The sequence below is a fragment of the Streptomyces sp. NPDC017246 genome, from assembly GCF_044331325.1.
Classification (GTDB): Bacteria; Actinomycetota; Actinomycetes; order Streptomycetales; family Streptomycetaceae; genus Streptomyces.
Map to the genome: position 1 here is coordinate 97040 of NZ_JBIRMW010000003.1, position 19254 is coordinate 116293.

At 72.9% G+C, this 19254-nt stretch carries 16 protein-coding genes; 7 read left to right on the plus strand and 9 right to left on the minus strand.

From position 1 onward, the window contains the following. Positions 1 to 171: 171 nt before the first annotated feature. The 3 genes from ACH4MY_RS09045 to ACH4MY_RS09055 all read right to left on the minus strand — a co-directional run bounded on the left by ACH4MY_RS09045 (position 172) and on the right by ACH4MY_RS09055 (position 4653). Positions 172 to 1263: a UDP-glucuronic acid decarboxylase family protein gene (locus ACH4MY_RS09045; protein WP_397999678.1), complete on the minus strand. Its 1092-nt coding sequence runs from the start codon at positions 1261 to 1263 to the stop codon at positions 172 to 174. Positions 1264 to 1759: 496 nt separating this feature from the next. After that, positions 1760 to 3904, minus strand: coding sequence for a SpoIIE family protein phosphatase (locus tag ACH4MY_RS09050; RefSeq protein WP_397999681.1), 2145 nt, complete (start codon positions 3902 to 3904; stop codon positions 1760 to 1762). Positions 3905 to 4059: 155 nt separating this feature from the next. After that, entirely contained in the window at positions 4060 to 4653 is a 594-nt protein-coding gene (locus ACH4MY_RS09055) for a TetR/AcrR family transcriptional regulator (RefSeq protein ID WP_397999684.1), read from the minus strand. Between the two features lie 53 nt (positions 4654 to 4706). Here ACH4MY_RS09055 and ACH4MY_RS09060 point away from each other — a divergent pair, with 53 nt between their 5' ends. Then, a complete protein-coding gene (locus ACH4MY_RS09060) occupies positions 4707 to 5684 on the plus strand; it encodes a GNAT family N-acetyltransferase (protein WP_397999687.1) in 978 nt (325 codons plus the stop codon). 115 nt (positions 5685 to 5799) lie between these two features. Continuing rightward, the gene (locus ACH4MY_RS09065; RefSeq protein WP_397999690.1) at positions 5800 to 6489 is read left to right on the plus strand and encodes a 2-phosphosulfolactate phosphatase; all 690 of its coding nucleotides are present in this window, start codon (positions 5800 to 5802) and stop codon (positions 6487 to 6489) included. Positions 6490 to 6505: 16 nt separating this feature from the next. Here ACH4MY_RS09065 and ACH4MY_RS09070 read toward each other — a convergent pair whose 3' ends face one another. Further along, positions 6506 to 6877 carry an ArsR/SmtB family transcription factor gene (locus ACH4MY_RS09070; RefSeq protein ID WP_397999692.1) on the minus strand — a complete coding sequence of 124 codons (372 nt, stop codon included), beginning with the start codon at positions 6875 to 6877 and terminating at the stop codon, positions 6506 to 6508. Positions 6878 to 6973: 96 nt separating this feature from the next. Here ACH4MY_RS09070 and ACH4MY_RS09075 point away from each other — a divergent pair, with 96 nt between their 5' ends. Then, a complete protein-coding gene (locus tag ACH4MY_RS09075) occupies positions 6974 to 9010 on the plus strand; it encodes a heavy metal translocating P-type ATPase (RefSeq protein ID WP_397999695.1) in 2037 nt (678 codons plus the stop codon). Positions 9011 to 9077: 67 nt separating this feature from the next. Here the strand turns inward: ACH4MY_RS09075 and ACH4MY_RS09080 are convergent, their stop codons facing one another. From ACH4MY_RS09080 to ACH4MY_RS09090, 3 genes are all read right to left on the minus strand, one after another. Then, a complete protein-coding gene (locus ACH4MY_RS09080; RefSeq protein ID WP_397999698.1) occupies positions 9078 to 10028 on the minus strand; it encodes a LysR family transcriptional regulator in 951 nt (316 codons plus the stop codon). Between the two features lie 314 nt (positions 10029 to 10342). Next, positions 10343 to 11038 carry a type 1 glutamine amidotransferase domain-containing protein gene (locus ACH4MY_RS09085; protein WP_397999701.1) on the minus strand — a complete coding sequence of 232 codons (696 nt, stop codon included), beginning with the start codon at positions 11036 to 11038 and terminating at the stop codon, positions 10343 to 10345. A 219-nt stretch (positions 11039 to 11257) separates the two neighbouring features. Next, complete coding sequence (locus tag ACH4MY_RS09090; protein ID WP_397999704.1) at positions 11258 to 12232, minus strand: GlxA family transcriptional regulator; 975 nt, start codon at positions 12230 to 12232, stop codon at positions 11258 to 11260. A gap of 98 nt (positions 12233 to 12330) precedes the next feature. Between ACH4MY_RS09090 and ACH4MY_RS09095 the strand changes: the two genes are divergently transcribed. From ACH4MY_RS09095 to ACH4MY_RS09105, 3 genes are all read left to right on the plus strand, one after another. After that, positions 12331 to 13281 carry an NADP-dependent oxidoreductase gene (locus tag ACH4MY_RS09095; protein WP_397999708.1) on the plus strand — a complete coding sequence of 317 codons (951 nt, stop codon included), beginning with the start codon at positions 12331 to 12333 and terminating at the stop codon, positions 13279 to 13281. A gap of 390 nt (positions 13282 to 13671) precedes the next feature. Beyond that, complete coding sequence (locus ACH4MY_RS09100; protein ID WP_397999710.1) at positions 13672 to 14505, plus strand: maleylpyruvate isomerase family mycothiol-dependent enzyme; 834 nt, start codon at positions 13672 to 13674, stop codon at positions 14503 to 14505. Positions 14506 to 14634: 129 nt separating this feature from the next. Further along, a complete protein-coding gene (locus ACH4MY_RS09105; RefSeq protein WP_397999713.1) occupies positions 14635 to 14934 on the plus strand; it encodes a DUF1876 domain-containing protein in 300 nt (99 codons plus the stop codon). Between the two features lie 36 nt (positions 14935 to 14970). Here the strand turns inward: ACH4MY_RS09105 and ACH4MY_RS09110 are convergent, their stop codons facing one another. Further along, positions 14971 to 15594 (minus strand): CBS domain-containing protein, encoded by a 624-nt coding sequence (locus ACH4MY_RS09110; RefSeq protein ID WP_397999716.1) that lies wholly within the window; start codon positions 15592 to 15594, stop codon positions 14971 to 14973. 140 nt (positions 15595 to 15734) lie between these two features. On the opposite strand from ACH4MY_RS09110, the gene ACH4MY_RS09115 reads away from it, so the two are divergent. Continuing rightward, positions 15735 to 17051, plus strand: a complete 1317-nt coding sequence (locus ACH4MY_RS09115; RefSeq protein ID WP_397999719.1) for a YncE family protein — start codon at positions 15735 to 15737, stop codon at positions 17049 to 17051. A gap of 98 nt (positions 17052 to 17149) precedes the next feature. Here ACH4MY_RS09115 and ACH4MY_RS09120 read toward each other — a convergent pair whose 3' ends face one another. Next, positions 17150 to 19237 (minus strand): discoidin domain-containing protein, encoded by a 2088-nt coding sequence (locus ACH4MY_RS09120; protein ID WP_397999722.1) that lies wholly within the window; start codon positions 19235 to 19237, stop codon positions 17150 to 17152. Positions 19238 to 19254 lie beyond the last annotated feature (17 nt).

Genomic DNA, 19254 nt, shown 5'->3' on the forward strand with positions numbered 1-19254 from the left:
GCGGTGCGTCAGCGGGGCGGGGGTTTCGGGGGCGGCGGGGGGCCGCGGACGTCCGGCCGGGGGCCGCGGACGTCCGGCGGCGCAGGGCCGGCCGGGGGAGACGTGGCGGGGCGGCGGTGCGGTGGCGCCGCCGGGGCGCGTCAGGCAGTGCCGACGCGCCCGTCGGGCGGATCAGCCGCCCGATACGGACGGACCGGCCGCCGCCGCGGGCGTCGCACCGCCGACCGCGGCCGCCGGGCCGGGGATCGTCTGCGTCGCCGGGCCGGTCGCCGCTGCCAGCGGCACCGTCTCGTCCTGGCTGCCGCGGATCGCGGCGGCGGACGCGCCGAGTGCGTCCGCGCGGGACGCGAAGTAGGCGACGGTCCTGCGCAGGCCCTCGGTGATGTCGATCTCCGGCTGCCAGCCCAGCACCTCCTGGGCGCGGGTGATCACCGGCCGGCGGCGGACCGGATCGTCCGCCGGCAGCGGGTGGTGTCTCACCTCGGAACGCGAGCCGGTCATCGTCAGTACCGTCTCGGCGAGCTCGGAGACGGTGCGCTCGACCGGGTTGCCCAGGTTGAACGGGCCCATCTCGGAGGAGTCGAGGAGTGCCAGGAGGCCGCGGACCAGGTCGTCGACGTAGCAGAAGCTGCGGGTCTGCTCGCCGTCGCCGTAGATGGTGAGGGGTTCACCCGTCAGGGCCTGGGTGATGAAGCTGGACACCACCCGGCCGTCGTGCGGGCGCATCCGCGGTCCGTACGTGTTGAAGATGCGCGCGATGCCGACGTTGAGGCCGTGCGTGCGGCGGTAGGCCGCGGAGACCGCCTCAGCGTATCGTTTCGCCTCGTCGTAGACGCTGCGCGGGCCGATGGAGTTCACATTGCCCCAGTAGGCCTCCTCCTGCGGGTGGACCAGGGGATCGCCGTAGATCTCGCTGGTCGACGCGAGGATGAAGCGCGCGTCGTCGCGCAGTGCCAGTCGCAGGGCGTTCTCGGTGCCGCGGCTGCCGACTCCGAGGGTTTCCAGCGGCTGACGCAGGTAGTCGGGAGGCGATGCGGGCGACGCGAGGTGGGCGACGGCGTCCACGCGGCCGGTGACCTCCACCGCCACGCTCACGTCGGCGTGCACGAAGGCGAAGCCCGGGTGGGAGAGGAACGGGGCGATGTTCTCGGGGTCGCCCGTCGAGAAGTTGTCGAGGCACACCACGGAGTCGCCGCGCCGCAGGAGCGCTTCGCACAGATGTGACCCAAGGAATCCACCGCCACCGGTCACGGCAACGCGCATTTGTTCTCCAGGGATGGGAAGCGGAACGGCCTCACGCTCCGCTGGCGTGGACTGCCGTAAGGGAGATATTCGGACGAGTCGAAAATCTCGGGGACTCTCGGAAATCGCAGCGAAAGAATATGGCCATACCTACTCATTTCCATGGAGGCGACTCGGCGGCTGGGCTGTTCGGCCGAAGCCCTCGGGCATGGCCTCCCGAGGCTGTTCCCCGGCCCTGTGGCGCTTCTCCGTCGTCCGTTCCGACCGTCGTTGTCACACGCATGTGTGAGTACGGGCTCCGTGTGGCCGGAAAGTCACCCTTGACTGTGAACACCTGTGCAGGGCCTGCGTGTTCGATCCATGAGCCGGGTCGGTCCACCCGCCCGCACCCGCCCTTCGGCCGATGTGCTCCCCGGTCCGCGACGCGTCGGGCTCCTCGCCGTCACACGCGCGTGCCGGCGTCGCCCGCGGCCCGCGGTCCGCGTCTCCGGTACGCGCTGCGGCGACGTCGGCGCCTTCAGTCCCGGGCACCCGGCCCGGGATCCGCGTCCCGGCGCCGGATCCGGGCCAGGACGATGACGGCGTCGTCGGCGGGCGGTTCGGGCAGGAGGCGGGCCAGGACGCCGTCGGACTCCTCCTCCAACGTGCCGCTCGCTCCTTCGAGTTGCGACCGGAGCGCCGCCATTCCCTCGCCGATGTCGACACCGCGCGCCTCGACGAGGCCGTCGGTGTACAGCGCGAGGGTGTCGCCGTCGTGGAGTTCGATCTCGGTCGTACGGAAGGGCACGTCGCCGACGCCCAACGGCACCCCCAGCACCTCGTCGATCGACTCGACCGAGCCGTTCCGCCGGCGGAGCAACGGAGGCAGGTGGCCCGCGTTCGCGATGCGGGCCAGGCCCGTCGTCGGGTCGTAGCGGATGTAGAGGCAGGTCGCGTACGCGATGCCGGCGTCCTGGGCGCAGGCGTCGAGTTCGCCGAGGAGGCTTTCGGGCTCCAGGTTCTGGCGGGCCAGCGCCTTGGTGGTGATACGGAGGCGGCCCATCGCCGCCGCCGCGGGCACGCCGTGTCCCATGACGTCGCCGACCACCAGGGCCACCCGGCCGCCCGGCAGGTCGAGCACGTCGTACCAGTCGCCGCCGACCTCCGTGGCGTGGCTGCCGGGCAGATAGCGGTGGGCGACGCGTACGGACGGACTGTCCGCGAGGGCGCTGGGCAGCAGCGCCCGCTGGAGGGTGAGCGAGATGTCCTGGACCCGGCTGTAGAGCCGCGCGTTGTCCAGGCACAGCGCCGCCCGCGAGGCGAGCTCGCCCGCCAGGCTGAGGTCCTGCTCGGTGAAGGCCGGGCGGGCGTCGGAGCGGCCGAACATCGTGATTCCCTGCACCGTGCCCCGCGCGATGAGCGGGGCGATGAGAAGGGACGTCAGGCCGCTGTCGATCAGGAGCCGGGCCCGCGCCTGGTGGATGACGGTCCGGGTCATGAAGGAGTCGTTCACCGGGACGCAGACGGGCCGGCCCGTGGTGAGCGCCTCGTGGATGGTGGAGCCGGGCGGGTAGGTCACGCTCTCCAGGCCGCCGACCAGCTCGGGAGCGGGCGGCGGCAGGCAGGTGCGGGCCGCGATCCGTCGGGTGAGCAGCACCGACTCCGGATCGAACACCTCGCGTTCGTCCTTCCACTCCACGACCTCCACCACGGAGGCGTCGCAGAAGTCGGGAACGACGACCTCGACCAGTTCGCTGGCGGTGACGTTCACGTCGAGCGTGGTGCCGATGCCTGCGGCGGCCCGGTCCAGCAGGGCCAGGCGCTGCCGCCCGGCGGCCGCTTCCACGAGGGCCTGTTCACGGTCGGTGACGTCCACGAGGAGCCCGCCGACGCCCGGGCGCGTGCCCACGGCCCGGCTGAGGGGGAAGAAGCTCACGGAGCGTACGTGGTCCCGGTCGGGGCGGCCCGGCGTCCGCAGGACGACCAGCGTGCTCACGACGGGCCGGCCCTCGTCGGAAACGGCCCGCAGCATGCGCTGGTACTCGCCCCCGTCGGACGTGATCATGAACTCTTCCATGGTCCGCCCGATGTGGTCCTCGATCGGGACCCCGTCCATGTCGGCCAGAGCCTGGTTGAGATGGACGTAGCGCAGGTTCTCGTCGAGCATGACCAGGCCGATCGGGCACGTCTCGAAGAGCGCGTCGAGAAAGGCGAGGTTGGTCTTCACCCGGTCGAGTCCCTCGCTCTCGCTCGCGAGCCCCACGATGACGGAACGGCCGTCGTCGCCGGTCACCGGGAAGACCCGGAACCCGCAGTCGAAGACCCTGCCGTCCCGGTGCAGCGTCGGCACGCGCGCCCGCCAGTAGCCCAGGGTGCGGCCACGCTCCGCGAGGCGCTCCGCCGCACCGGCCCCGTCGAGGGGGGCGGCCGGGAAGAGGACATCGGCCGGCCGGGACAGGACGTCCGTCGCCTCGTGGCCGAAGAGCCGCTGCGCACCGGGCCCCCAGTAGCAGATCCGGCCCTCCCCGTCGATGCCGAGCACGGCCACGGCCACGTGTTCCAGCAGTGTCCCGGGTTCCGACCAGAGCGGCCCGGGGTCCTGTTCGCCCGACGGGCGACCCCCCGGTCGAGGAGAGGACACCAGGCCCCCTTTCCGGGCACGGGCGAAGGGCGAGCGCGTCACTCACCGGCGGAGCGGGACTTCCACGTCAATTCTGCCCGTGCTCGGTGGTTCGGACATCACGGAGGCCGGACGGGGCGCCCGCGCGGCGGGGGATGCCGCCCGCGCGTCGGGCGAGGAGCCGCACGGGCGGGGCGACGGGGGAGCCGCCCCACCGGTCAGGGCGCGGCCGTCGACGCGAGGAAGTCGTCGAGCATCGCGGTCTGTACGTCCTCGGGGAAACTGGCGGGGTCGAAGAGGGCTTGGACGACCAGACCGTGGGTGAAGGCGACCGCGGTGGCGGCGAGTCGTTCCAGGTCGGTGTCTGCCGGGAGCTCGCCGAGGCCGCGTGCGGCCACCAGGTGGGGGAGGAGGGTCGAGCGCAGCCGGGTGTAGCGGTCGGCCTGCTCGGCGGCGAGGCCTTCGTCGGCGAGGGAGAGGTCCCAGGAGCTGACCCAGATGCGGTTGCGGGCGGTGTCGCCCGGTGTGAGCGGGAGGATGTCCAGGAGCATGACGCGCACGGTGGCGAGGCCGCCGGCGGGACGCGCACGGCGGGGACGCTCCGCGGTGCGTTTCTCCAGGAGGTCGAGGGCATGCGTGATCAGGGCGCGTTTGGTCGGGAAGTAGTGCATGAGCATCCCGGTCGAGACTCCCATCGCGGTCGCGACGGCGCGCAGGGTCAGCCCTCCGAACCCCTTGTCGGCGAGGACCTGCCACACCGTCTCGGATACGTCTTCACGGCGGGCGGCGCGGTCTCCTGGTGCGGGCGGCATGCTGCTAGCTTACGTACCGAACGCTTGTTACGCACCGAGGGAGCGCTGCTCACATGTTCACTCTGCCCATCGGCGACCGTGCACGGCTCCGCCCCCTGGAGCCCTGGCAGGCGCCGGAGTTCCTCGCCCACATCGACCGCGCCCGGGAGACCGTCGACCCGTGGATCCCCTGGGCGACCTTCAGCACCGACCTGCCCTCCGCCAAGGCCACCCTCCAGCGCTACGCCGACCGGCTGGCCACGGACACGGGCGGGATCTTCGGCATCTGGCTGGACGGCACACTGGTCGGCGGCGTCATGTTCACCCGCTTCGACAGCACCTCCGGGGTGTGTGAGATCGGCTGCTGGCTCGAGAAGGCCGGGGAGGGGCGGGGTCTGGTGAACCGGGCCTGCCGGGTCCTGATCGACTGGGCCTTCACGGAGCGCGGGATGAGCCGGGTCGAGTGGTGGGTCGCGGCGGGCAACGCCCGCAGCATCGGGGCCGCGCGCCGCCTCGGCATGACGCGCGACGGTGTGCTGCGGCGGCACTCCCCGTACCGGGGCGTGCGGCACGACATCGAGGTCTGGTCGGTCCTCGCCGACGAGTGGCCGTCCGCCGAGGAAGCGTCCGCGTCCGCGGTCCAGGCCGAACTCGACAGGCTGATGGGCGTGTTCGTCGGCGCCTTCACCAACACCGGCGGCAGGCGGCCCGACCTCGGCGTCATCCGCGACGTCTTCATTCCGCAGGGGAGGATCATCGCCAACGTCGGGGACGAACCGGTGATCTACGACCTCGACGCGTTCATCGAACCCCGTCAGAGGATGCTCACCGACGGGACGCTGACCGAGTTCTCCGAACGGGAGGTCGCCGCGCGTACCGAGATCTTCGGATCGATCGCCCACCGGTTCAGCGAGTACCGCAAGTCCGGCTACCACGACGGCGAGTGGTTCGAGGGGTCCGGCCACAAGACCACCCAGTACCTCCTGACCCCCGCGGGCTGGAGGATGTCCTCCTTGGCCTGGGACGACGTGCCGGCCAGCGTCACCGGGTGAGCGTGCGCGAGGAGTCGGCGTCACGGAGAGCCGGAGCTGTCGCGTGCCGAGACCGCTGATGTGATGCCCGACACGGTCCGGGCCCTTCGGCTCGGGCATGCGTGATCATGGTCGGATGGACGCTCGTTTCCTCGGTATCCCCGAGCTGGTGGAAGCCCCGTCCGTGGCGGTCGTGGTCGACGTCATGCGCGCCTACACGGTGGCCGCCTGGGCCTTCGCCCAGGGGGCGGAGAAGATCGTTCTCGCCGGGTCGCTGGACGAGGCCCTGGCGCTCAAGGCACGCCACCCGGAGTGGGTGGCGCTCAAGGACGGCCCGCCCGCGCCCGGGTTCGACGCCGTCAACTCGCCGGGCATGCTGCGGTCCGTCGACCTCGGCGGCCGGACCGTCGTGCAGAAGACCACGGCGGGGACGGTCGGCGCCCTCGCGGTGAAGGACGCGTCGCTGGTGCTGTGCGCGAGCTTCGTGGTGGCGGAGGCGACCGCGGGGCTCCTGCGGTCCCGCGCGAGCGACGCGGTCACCTTCGTGGTCACCGGCGAGGACGGGCGGGCCGACGAGGATCTGGCGTGCGCCCAGTACATCGCCCGGAGGGCCACCGGCGCGGGGACGGACCCGGCCGGGTTCCTCCGCCGCGCCGCCGAGTCACGCGCCGCCCGCGAACTGGCGGAGGGCGTGCGCCAGGGAGTCCATGCGGACGACATCGCGCTCTGCCTGGAGCTCGACCGGTTCCCCTTCGCCATGGTGGCGACCCCGGAGGGCTCGCTCATGGTCCTTCGTCCGCACCATGGGCAGTTGCTGGACCGCTGATTCGCGCCGGCGGGCGTCAGCGCGGCCCGGCGGCCGGGTCGGTCATGCCGAGGCGCAGGTGTTCGACGTGGTACAGGGCCTGGTCGAGGAGGCCCGCGACGTGGTCGTCGTGGAGCGCGTAGACCACGGAACGGCCCTCGCGGGTGCCGGCGACGAGACCGAGGTTGCGCAGGAGGCGCAGCTGGTGGGAGCAGGCGGACTGTTCCATGCCGACGGCGGCGGCCAGTTCGGTCGCGGCGCAGGGTCCCTCGCGCAGGCGGGCCAGGATCAGGAGCCTCGACGGTGTGGACAGCGCCTGGAGGGTGGTGGCGACCTGCTGTGCGTTCTCGGGGGTCAGACGGGTGCGCGGTGCCGTGCTGCTGTCCGGTGCGTTCACTCCATGGCCCATGGGTGCCATCCTACGGAGATGAACACATGAATGGATGTTCAAGTATTCCTGTACGTTGAGGGTGTACGACTCCTCCCGTGAAGGACTCCCTCTCTCATGGCCTCCACCCTGACCGAGCCCGCACCCCCCTCCGCCGCACCCGCGTCCGCGCTGCGGCGTGCCCGCGTCCTGGCCCTGCCGGAGGCCCGCTGGGCGCTCGCCGCCCTGGTGCTGTTCCTCGCCGGGCTCTCCCTGGACCTGCTCGGCGCCCCGGCGTGGACGTGGGGGACGCTGTTCGCCGCCGCCTACCTCACGGGCGGCTGGGAACCGGCATGGGAGGGCCTGAAGGCCCTGAAGGACAAGACCCTCGACGTGGATCTGCTGATGGTGGTCGCAGCCCTCGGTGCCGCGGCCGTCGGACAGGTCCTCGACGGGGCGCTGCTGATCGTCATCTTCGCCACCTCCGGCGCCCTGGAGGCGGTGGCGACCGCCCGTACCGCGGACTCGGTGCGCGGGCTGCTCGACCTCGCCCCCGCCACCGCGACCCGCCTCCTCGCCGACGGCGGCGAGGAGAGCGTGGCGGCCGGGGACCTCGTGGCCGGGGACGTCGTCGTGATCCGCCCGGGGGAGCGGGTCGGGGCCGACGGCCGTGTCCTGGCGGGGGCGAGCGAGGTCGATCAGGCCACGATCACCGGCGAGCCCCTGCCGGTGGTCAAGGAGACCGGCGACGAGGTCTTCGCGGGCACCCTCAACGGCACCGGCGCGCTACGGGTCGAGGTCACACGGGACGCCTCGGACTCGGTGATCGCCCGGATCGTCCGCATGGTCGAGGAGGCCTCCGGGACCAAGGCCCCCACGCAGCTCTTCATCGAGAAGGTCGAGCAGCGCTACTCGCTCGGCATGGTCACGGCCACCCTGGCCGTGTTCCTCGTCCCGCTCGCGTTCGGCTCGGAGCCGACCGCCTCGCTGCTGCGAGCCATGACCTTCATGATCGTCGCCTCGCCGTGCGCCGTCGTCCTCGCCACCATGCCACCGCTGCTCTCCTCCCTCGCGAACGCCGGCCGGCACGGTGTTCTCGTCAAGTCCGCCGTGGTCATGGAGCGCCTCGGGCAGGTCGATGCCGTGGCCCTGGACAAGACCGGGACGCTGACCGAGGGGACGCCGCACGTCACGACCGTCCGGGCCCTGGGCGGCACGGGCGAGGACGGGCGGGGTCCGGACGGGGCCGGTCGATGCCGGGACAGGTCCGATCGCGGCCCGGACGCGGACCGGGTCCTCGCTCTCGCGGCCGCCGCCGAACACCCCAGCGAGCACCCGCTCGCCCGCGCGATCGTCCTCGCCGCCCACACCCGCGGCCACCGGCTCGCGCCCGCCGAGGACTTCGGCTCCACCCCGGGCATCGGCGTCACCGCCACCGTGGACGGTGAAACCGTCGAGGTCGGCGCGCCCGCCCGCTTCCTGAGCGGAACCGAGGACGTCCTCTCCGCCCGTGCCTCCACCGTCTCCGCCGAGCTGGAGGCCGAAGGACACACCGCCGTCCTGGTCAAGGTGAACGGGGTGCCGGCCGGAGTCCTGGGCGTCGCGGACCGGCTGCGCCCGGACGCCGTCGCCACCGTCGCCGCCCTGACCGTGCTGACCGGCACCGCGCCGATGCTCCTCACCGGGGACAATCCGCGATCAGCCGCCCGCCTGGCGGCCGAGGTCGGCATCACCGACGTCCGCGCCGGACTCCTTCCGCAGGACAAGGTCGCCGTCGTCCAGGAGCAGGAGAGGGCCGGCCGCAAGGTGCTCGTGATCGGCGACGGCGTCAACGACGCCCCCGCCCTGGCCGCCGCCCACACCGGCATCGCCATGGGCCGCGCGGGCTCCGACCTCGCCCTGGAGACCGCGGACGCGGTGATCGTCCGCGACGAACTCGCCACGGTTCCCGCGGTCGTCGCGCTCTCCCGCCGGGCCCGCGCCCTGGTCGTACAGAATCTGGTCGTCGCGGGAGTGTTCATCACCGGCCTGGTGCTCTGGGACCTCGTGGGCACCCTGCCGCTGCCCCTCGGTGTCCTCGGCCACGAGGGGTCCACCGTCCTCGTCGGACTCAACGGACTGCGCCTCCTCCGCGAGGCCGCCTGGCAGCGGGCCGCCGCCGGAGCGACCGGCTGAGCCGCTGCCCTTGCCCCCTTGGCCCTTCGCCCTGCCCCTCCTCCCTCTCCTCCGCCCCGGCCCCGCGTCACCAGCCGCGTCCGGCCTCGATCAACAGGTCGCGGACGCGCGTCACGTCGGGGTTCGCGGGTCGGCCCGGGCGCTGGGCGAGATACGCGGTGTTGATGGGCGGATCGTCCGGGCGGAGGAGGGGGACGAGCGCGCCGGAGGCGAGTTCGTCCTCGCAGAGGTAGCGCGGCAGGACGGTGAAGCCGGCTCCGGCGCTCACCGCGGCCAGAACACCGCGCAGGTCGGGGACGGTGACGGCGGCCGGGCACGACAGCCGGGCTCCGAAGACATGGCGCCAGTAACGGCGCGCGATCGGCAGGTCCTCCGCGTACGTGATCAGCGGAACGGTGTGCAGCGCCGCCGGGCCCTCCTCGGCCAGCCGATCCCCCACGCGGTCGGCCCACACCGGGGCGGCGACGAGCGCGAACTCCTCGTCCATGAGCGGCACCGCCGTCAGGGCGCGCCCGCGCGGCCGGAAGGTCGCGATCACCAAGTCGTGGCGTCCCGCGCGGAGTTCGTCGAGGAGGGGGTCGGTCAGGCCCGGGGTGATCCGGAGCCGCACCCCTTCGGCCGTGAGCGGGGCCAGGGCCGGCAGGACGCGGGTGCAGAGCAGCTCGGCCGGGCCCGCCAGATGCACGGGCGCGGCCCGCTCGTGGGGCGCGGTCTCGTGGCCCGTCGCGGCGGCCAGCGCGTCGAGGGGAGGCGCGACACGGGTCGCGAGATCGTGGGCGACCGCGGTCGGGGCGACGCCGCGCGGCAGCCGTTCGAAGAGCTCCCGGCCGGTCTGCCGCTCCAGCGCGCGGATCTGTGTGGTCACGGTGGGCTGCGACAGGCCCAGGAGCCCGGCGGCGGCGGTGAACGAGCCGGAGCGGTAGACCGCGAGGAAGGTGCGCAGCAGATTCAGGTCCGCCGCGGGCGCCGTACCGGGCCGAGCTCCGCCACCCGGGCCATCAGAATCCGTATGCCTCACACAGGAAGCCTACTCATCTCCCTATGGCGGGTGTGGCGGCGGGGAGGGGCGCGCACGGGCGGCGGCGTGGCCGGGGCGACGCGAGGGCCGAGGCGGTGGAGCGGCCGGACACCCCGGCGGCCGGACACCCCGCACCCTCATGGGGTACGGGGTGTCCGGCCTGCTGTCCGGCCCGCTGTCCCGGCACCGGGCCGGGCGCGGACGGCGCCCGGTGGATGGGCCCCCGGCGGTCGGCGCCCACGCGGCCGGCGACCCGGGGGGCGGGTGCGCCGGTCGGCGACCCGGTGGGGGCCCCGGCGGTCGGCGCCCGGTGTTCAGCCCAGCTTCTTCAGGACCTGGGCGGCCAGCGGAGCGGAGGAGGCAGGGTTCTGACCGGTGATCAGGTTGCGGTCCACGACCACGTTCGGCGCCCACGGCTCGCCGACCTGGACGTCGACGCCGGCCTCGACGAGACGGCTCTCCAGGAGCCACTTCGCCTTGTCGGCGAAGCCGGACTGGGTCTCCTCGTCGTTGGTGAACGCGGCGACCTTGTAACCGGCGAACGCGTTCGCGCCGTCGGCGTCCGTCGCGGCGAGGAGTGCGGCCGGGCCGTGGCAGACGACGGCCAGCGGCCTCCCGGAGTTCAGGGCGTCGATCAGCAGCCGACCGGAGGTGGCGTCGACGGCGAGATCCTCCATCGGGCCGTGGCCGCCCGGGTAGAACACGGCCGCGTACTCCGCCAGGTCCACGTCGTCCAGGCTGACCGGGTGCTGGAGCTCGGCGATCGAGGCGAGGGTGGCCGCGACCTTGTCGGCACCCTCCTGGCCGCCGTTGAACTCCGGGGCGAGGCTGCTCCTGTCGAGGGTGGGGACGACACCGCCGGGGGTGGCGACGACCACCTCGTACCCGGCGGCCGTGAACGCCTCGTACGGCGCGGCGGCCTCCTCGGCCCAGAAGCCGGTCGGGTGCTTCGTACCGTCGGCCAGGGTCCAGTGGTCGGCGCCGGTCATCACGAAAAGGATCTTGGGCATATGGGTTCTCCCAGGAGGTACGGGCCGGGGTCCGGCCCGAAGGGCGGTGATCGCGCACCCGGCGCCTCGGTCCGAGACCGCCGGTGTGGCGATGTCCTCGAACGTAGCCCTGTCCCGGGCGGCTTTCCAATGAGGAAACCTATGGCTGCCATGGGACTTCCGATGGGTCCGCGGGAATATCCATGAGGCCCCGGCCGCGCCTCTGGCCTGCGGAAAGGCTCAGACGGTCACAGCCTCGACCGCGGTCGTCACCGTGCCGCGGAAGGTCCGCCGATAGGCGAGCGGAGTGACCCCGATGGCGGCATGGAGATGCTCGCGCAGCGAGGTCCCGGTGGCGAAGCCGACCTCTCCGGCGATGTCGTCCACGGCCAGGTCCGTGGATTCGAGCAGATGCCGGGCGCGGGAGACCCGCTGCTGGATGAGCCACCGGCCCGGGCTCATGCCGACCTCCTCGTTGAACCGGCGGGCGAAGGTCCGCAGACTCATCCGGGCGTGCTCGGCGAGCTCGCTCAGGGGCAGCGGATCCCGCAGGTTCTCCAGCGCCCACTGGCGGGTCGCCGAGGTCCCGCCCGCCGCGGGTTCGGGCACGGGCCGCTCGATGTACTGGGCCTGCCCGCCGTCGCGCCACGGGGGTGCCACGCACACCCGGGCCACCTGGTTGGCGACCGCGGTGCCGTGGTCCTTGCGGACGAGATGCAGGCAGACGTCCACGCCCGAGGCGGCCCCCGCCGAGGTCAGCACCTCGCCGTCGTCGACGAACAGCACGTCCGGATCGAGCGCCACCTGCGGGAACCACGACCGGAAGGTGTCCGCGACCGCCCAGTGCGTCGTGGCGGTACGCCCGTCGAGCAGCCCGGCGGAGGCGAGGACGAAGGCCCCGGTGCAGATGGACACCAGCCGGGCGCCCGGCCGCAGTGACGCGAGGGCCTCGGCGATCCCCGGGGACAGCTCGCGGCTGAGGAGCGAGGTGTCGAAGGGCGGCAGCAGGAGGGTGTCGGCCGTACGCAGCACCTCGGGTCCGTGCTCGACGGTCACGGAGAAGTCGGCGTTGGTACGGACGGGCCCGCCGTCCACCGAACAGGTGAGGACCTCGTAGTTCCCGCCCGCCGCACCGAACACCCGGCTCGGGATGCCCAGCTCGAAGGGATACACCCCGTCGAGGGCGAGGACGACGACCCGATGCAGGTCTCCCATGGCACGAACCCTTCCGTGTGCGCCCGGCTGGCACGATCCCGTTGAAACATGGCAATCACGCCATGGTACTCGGCTGCGCCGGCCGACACGCTGGATCCATGAGCAACCACCCCACCATGCGCGCCATCAGCCAGGACGACCACGGCACCCCCGAGGTGCTCCGGGAGGTCGTGCTGCCGCGGCCCGAGCCGGGCCCGAGCCAGATCCTCGTCGCCGTCCGCGCCGCGGGCGTCAACCCCACCGACTGGAAGCACCGCTCCGCCGGCATCTTCCTCAACCGCCTGCCGCTCGTCCTCGGCTGGGACGTCTCCGGCGTCGTCGAGGCCGTCGGCTACGGCGTGACCGTGTTCAAGCCGGGCGACGAGGTCTTCGGCATGCTGCCCTACCCGTTCGGCGTCGGCTCCCACGCCGAGTACGTGACCGGCCCCGCCCGCGCCTTCGCGCACAAGCCCGCCGGCATCGACCACGTCCAGGCCGGCGCCCTGCCGCTCGCGGCCCTCACCGCCTACCAGGCGGTCGTCGACACCGCGGGAGTCGGCCCCGGCCAGCGTGTACTCGTCCACGCGGCCGCCGGTGGCGTCGGCCACCTCGCCGTCCAGATCGCCAAGGCCCGCGGCGCGTACGTCATCGGCACCGCGAGCGCCGCCAAGCACGACTTCGTACGCTCTCTCGGCGCGGACGAGGTGATCGACTACCGCTCGGTCGACTTCGCCGAGGTCGTCCAGGACGTCGACATGGTCCTCGACCCCCTCTCCGGAGACACCCGCACCCGGTCCCTCGGCGTCCTCCGCCCCGGAGGCACCCTCGTCTCGCTGCTCCCGGGCACCGACCCGGACGAGCCGGCGAAGGCCGCGGCCCGGGGCGTCCGCGTGGCGACCCTTCTCGTCGAGGCCGACCACTCCGGTATGAACGCGGTCGCCGCCCTGGTGGAGTCCGGAGCCCTGCGCGCCCACGTCGAGGCGGTCTTCCCGCTGGCCGAGGCCGCGAAGGCGCACGCGCTCGGCGAGACCGAGCGCACCACGGGCAAGATCGTCCTCGTCGTGGAGTGATCCCTCCGGGTACCGAGCGGCCCGCCGCCCCCGCCGACGCGGGGCGGCGAGCCGCTCGGCGTCAGCGGGGTGTATGCGTGCGGGCTCCGCACGTCAGGGGCGCGTCAGGAGGGCCCGGTGGCGGTGATCACCGGGCACGGCGTCGAGGGCATCCCCGGCGGGCGGCCCCACGACCGGCACCCGGCCCCGCCCCGCGGCCCAAGCCGCCCCCGGCGACGCGCTCCCCGTCTCCGTTCCGGCGCACCGGCGTACGCGGCTGGTGACACGGTTCTCACCGGCGCCCCGAGCCGTCGGCGACGCGACCGGTGCCGACGGAGCTACTCGCTGGTACGGTCCCTGATCAGCCGGTGCTCCGCGTGGGGCCGCCGGAGCCAGGGGAGGGGCGGAGCGATGGTGCGACGAACGGGCGGGGTGCTTCCGGAAGGGCTCGCGGAGGCGATACGGGGGACGGCCGAGGACATCGCCACGGTGCTGCGCGCGGCCCCGGGCAGGGACGGCGCCTCCGGCGACGGAGCGGGCCTGCCCGTGCCCCGGTCCACCTGGACCTTCGGTGAGGCCGCCGCCCACCTGGCCCAGGCGAACGCCCTCATGGCCGACCTGGCCGCCGGTCAGGAGCGTCCCTACGGCGACGGCACCCCCGGCAGCCTGGCCGACGCCAACGAGCGCGCGCTCGCCGGCTTCGCCGAGCGGGCGCCCGGCCCGCTCGCGGAGATGATCACCGCCCAGGCCGAAGCCTTCCTCGTGTCCGTGGAGGAGCGTGACCCGGACGGTCTTCTCGACACTCCGCTCGGCGCCATGCGTCCGGCCGTCCTCGGCTCGTACCTGCTGACCCATATGCTCGGCCACGGCTACGACCTGGCCCTCGCCGTCGGCCGCCCCCACATGCTCGACGCGCGGCGCGTCGACCTCACCCTGCCCTTCATGGTCGAGGCGATGCCCCGCGTGACCGACCCGGCCGCCGTCGCCGGTCTGACCGCGCGGTTCGCGGTACGGCTCCGGAGCGGCCCGGGCTTCGGCGTCCTCGTCTCGGACGGCGCGGTCGAGGTCACCCACGAGCCGCCCGTACGGCCGGACTGCACCATCCTCACCGAGCCGGTCGCCTTCCTCCTCCTCGCCCTGGGCCGGGTCGACCCCTGGCCCGTGATCGCCCGGGGCAAGGCGCTCGGCTGGGGGCGCAGGCCCTGGCTCGCGCCGCGCTTCCCGCGCCTCTTCCGCGCCCCCTGAGGTCTCGGCGGGGCGTGAGCGACCGCCCCCGTCGTCCCCGTGCGCCCCGGCCCCGGCGGATGGATCCTTGAGGGAGAGGAAGGGGCCGCGTCCCGGTGCCTCGCGGCCCCCTGTGCGAGGAGGCAGACCATGACCCGCTCCCTGGAATGGACGGTCGACATGGAACTGGTCGAGGAGGACGGCAGGACCAAGGCCGAGGCCCGGCTCCGGACCGGCAACTCGACTCTCACGGGCCACGGCTCGGCCCGGTGCAACCCGGGCGACGTGGACGTACCGGCGATCGGTGACGAGCTCGCCGCGAGCCGCGCGATGAAGGACCTGGCGGGCAAGCTCATGCGGGAGGCCAACCGGGAGATGGAGGCGGTGGGTGCCGGGACGGTACCCCAGCACACCGGTCCCGGGTACGGCTGGCCGGAGGCTGTGTCCTGACGGGACCGCCGTTCGGGCCGGGGGCCCGGTGGGGCGTCACTCGCCCGCCGGGCTCCCCGCGCCGTCGCTGTCGGCCGCCTCGTAGGTGAGCCGGTCGGCGACCTCCACCACTCCGTCCACGGTCTCGCACAGCCGGACGATGATCGGGCCGAGCCCCGGGCGGTCCAGCGTGCCGCTCAGGGTCACTCGGCCCTCGTCGACGTCGATGTGCACGGCGGAGGGGGAGAGGCGCAGGATGCGGACGACGACGTCCTCCCTGATCTCCTCCTGGATCGAGCGGTCCCGGCGCAGGAACAGCTGAAGCAGGTCGCTCCGGCTCAGTACCCCGATGAGCCGCCCCTCCGCGTCCACCACCGGCAGCCGCTTCACCCGGTGCCGCTCCATCAGGCGGGCCGCCTCGACCGCCGTCCACGAGGGCCGGGCCGTGACGACGGGGCTCGACATCATGGCCTCCGCGGTGCTCGGCCCGTCCTTCGCCGTGTGTCTCCGCAGCAGGTCGGCCTCGGAGACCACGCCCACCGGCCGGTTCTCCTCGTCGACCACCGGGACGGCGGTGATGCCGTACTCGTCGAGGAGCCGCGCGATCTCCTTGAACGACGTCCCGGGCTGCACCGCGACGGCGGTCGGCGTCATCAGGTCGGCGACACTGCGGTGCCTCATCGTCCGTTACGTCCCTTCTGGGTTCCGGATCCCATGATCTCTCACTGTGGGCCGGAATGGGACCGAAGGGCTTGCAGGGTTGTCATGGACATGGTTACTTCGGGTAAGTCGCCCCCGTGAGCCGGAAGAAGGACCCCCGCATGACCGCTCCCCGCACGTCGACCACCCGCCCCCGCCGCCTCGCCGCGGCCCTCGCGGTCGCCCTCGCCCTCGTCGCCACCGCCGGCGGCACCGGGTCGGCCGCGCCCGAAGGCTCCGCGCCCGAAGGCTCCGCCGCCGCGGACTCCGCCCCCGGGGGGCCGGTGCCCACCGGGCTCCGCGAGGCGATGTTCGTCGGCAACAACTGGGACGGAACGGCCGACGTCATCGCCTCCACCGGCGACTTCCGTCGCATCGGCCGAGTGAACGTCGTCCCCGACAAGGAGGAACGCCTCCGCGAGATCTATCTGAACCCGATCAAACTCGCGTTCTTCCTCGGCGTCCGCAGCGGACCAGGGGAGGGGCACGACCAGTTCGTCGACGACATGTACGCGACCCCCGACGGCTCCTCGATGGTCGTCTCCCGGCCCAGCTTCGCCGACGTCGTCTCCCTCGACCTGCGCACCGGACGCATCAACTGGCGCTTCCCCGTGGCCGGGTTCCGCGCCGACCACATGGCCGTCTCGCCCGACGGCACCCGGGTCGCGGTCTCCGCCTCCACCGCGAACACCGTGCACGTCCTCGACATCGGCACCGGCCGGGAGATCGGCTCCTTCAAGACCGGGGACAAGCCGCACGAGAACGTCTTCACCTCCGACGGACTCCTCTGGAACATGTCCATCGGCGAGGTCACCACCGCCCTCGACGCCCCCTGGCTCGACTGGACCAAGGGCGACCGACGCATCACCGTCGTCGACGCCACGACGTTCAGGACCGTCCGCGTCATCGACATGCGCGAGCGGCTCGACGCCTTCGGCCGCGGTGACCTCTCCGACGCCGTCCGGCCCGTCGCCTTCACCCCGGACGAGCGGAAGCTCTACTTCCAGGTCTCCTTCCACAACGGCTTCCTGGAGTACGACATCGCCACGGACCGGATCACCCGGGCCAAGGTCCTCCCCGGCAACCCGGCGACCGACCCCGACCGCACCACCTGGGTCAACGACTCGCGCCACCACGGCCTTTCGATGAGTCCCGACGGCACCAAGCTCTGCGTCGCGGGAACGATGGACGACTACGCCACCGTGGTCGACCGCGCCACCCTCCAGGAGGGCCCGCGCGTCGAGGCGTCCAAGCCGTACTGGGCGACCGTGAGCGGCGACGGGCGGCACTGTGTGATCTCCGAGAGCGGCGCCGACCGGGTGACCGCGATCGACTTCGCCACCGGCCGGCGGGTGGTCTCCGTGGACGTCGGGGACCACCCCCAGCGCGTGCGCCTCGCCCGTGTCCCCGCCGACTGGACCGGCCCGACGGGGAGCTGAGCGAAGGCGGCGGGGCCGGCCGGATCGATCACCGATCCGGCCGGCCCCGCTCCCGGTCCGGCCCCGTATCCGCGCGCGGCGCCGGACCCTCGCGGCCCTCAGGCTCTGTGCACCGCGACCTCGTAGAGCGAATAGCCCCACTGCGTCGCCCGCCGCTCGCCGTGGATCCGCACGTACCGGGCAGGGGTCGACGCGAACTCCGCCGTGTCGTACCCGCCGTCCCCGGCGTCCGTGGACCACACCGTCCGCCAGTCCGTGCCGTTCTCCGACACGTCGATCCGGTACTGACGCGCGTACGCGCGCTCCCAGTCGAGGGTGACCCGACCGACCGGGCGTACGGCCCCGAGGTCCACGCCCATCCACTGGTCGTCCGACCAGTCACTGGCCCAGCGTGTGCCCACGTCGCCGTCGACGGCGCGGCCCGGCGCGTAGCTCGTGAACGGGTTCCACTCCGAGGAGCTCGCCGAACCGGGCGCGCCCGCCGCGAGGTTGACCCCCGGCTCGTGGTTCTCGGTCGCCTTCCATGTGGTCAGGTACGACTCCGCACCGCGGGCCAGTTCGTTCACGACGCCCTGACCGCCGCCGCCGGTGAGCCGGACCTGCTCGATCCAGTCCGGCACCATGCCGTTGTGCGAGGCGCCGTCGGTGTTCACGTCCCAGGTGCGCTCTCCCGTCACCTGCCGGTCGATGACCGAGCCGCCGTCGGCGCTGCGGAAGGGGTACTTCACGGCGTTCGGGGCGTCGGCGCCGACCGGGCCCGGCCAGCCGCCGACCCCGTTCATGTCGGTGCCGTAGCCGAGACCGACGTTGTACTTGGCGCGCAGCGCGGCCTTCTGGCCCGCCTCGCCGACGAAGCCCTCGCCGCCGTTCATGTACTGGGCGACGAAACCGCCCAGGCGGTAGAGTCGCTCGGTCCAGTCGAGGTCCATCCAGCTGTGGCTGGAGAGCACGCCCGGGTACTCCTGGGACTCCAGGATGTCGAGTGCCCGCCCGGTGGCCTTGACGCTCATGTGGTCGAGCTCCAGCATCATGCCGCGGTCCATCATGCCCCGCAGGGCGTACTCACCGAGCCGGGTCAGGCCGCGGGTGTTGCACTTCGCGTCGGAGGCGTACGACGGGACACTCACTCCGACCGGCAGCTTGGTGGCCATCACCGGGGCGGCCGCGAGTCCGATCGGGTTGTCGTGCTGAGGGCCCGCGCACTTCTCCGTGGCCCAGAAGGTGCCCGTCGACAGGAACTGGCCGATGTTGACCGCCGTCCCGATGGCCCCCGAGTCGAAGCGGACACCGCACAGGGCGTTGTCGAACTTGTGGCACAGGAACATGCTCCGCACCCCGAGCCCGTACAGCTCGTCGAGCCCGCGGTCGATGTCCGCCTTGCTGCACTGGGCCACATCGAGGATCTGCTTGCAGCCGAACGGCTCCGAGGTCTCCACGCCCAGGACGACGGCGAGCTTGCCCTGCTCGACCACCGAACGTGCCTGCGCGGAGGAGGTGACGATACGGAACCAGCCCTTGCCGGGGCCGCCGTACATCCCGTCGACGTACTCCTGCAGCTCGTAGCTCTTGCGGGCCTGGAGGCGGATCGACGTCATCTCGTCGCAGCTCCGGTCCCGGGGCAGGATCGAGCAGATCAGTCCGTTCGTCACCAGGTCGTTGACGAGCACCCGCTGCCCGCCGCGCCAGGCGCGCTCCACCCACGCGTAGTAGTTCTGCTGGTGGGTCAGGGAGTTGTGGGCGGGCCAGTCCTTGAACGTCGGCCAGCCGACCGGGTCGTGGTGGCCGTCGGCACCGCCGGTGATGTTCTCGAACAGTGCGCCCGAACCGTCCGGGTAGTGCTCGGGACAGTCCTTGAGCGCGTCGGCGACACCGCTCGTGGAGAACGTCTGGCCGCAGATGAGCCGGCCGCCGAAGCCCTCGTTGGACATCAGGTGGTTGTGCGCGTCGACGAAGCCGCGGACCTTCCCCTGCGCGTCCGTTCCCGTGAACGGCGCGCCGGTGACATTGATCTGCGAGTCGGCCGCGGGCCGGGCCGTGGGCTCCCACCACGAACCGCCGGTGGCGGCCGCGGGGACGGGGGCGGAGCCGAAGAGGACGGCGGCCAGGGCGAGGAACAGCGCCAGGAGGGCGGATCTGCCGCCGGTCCCGCGCGAAACAGGTCGTATCCGTGCAATGGGTCGGGTCATGGTCGGCGAAGCCTCCG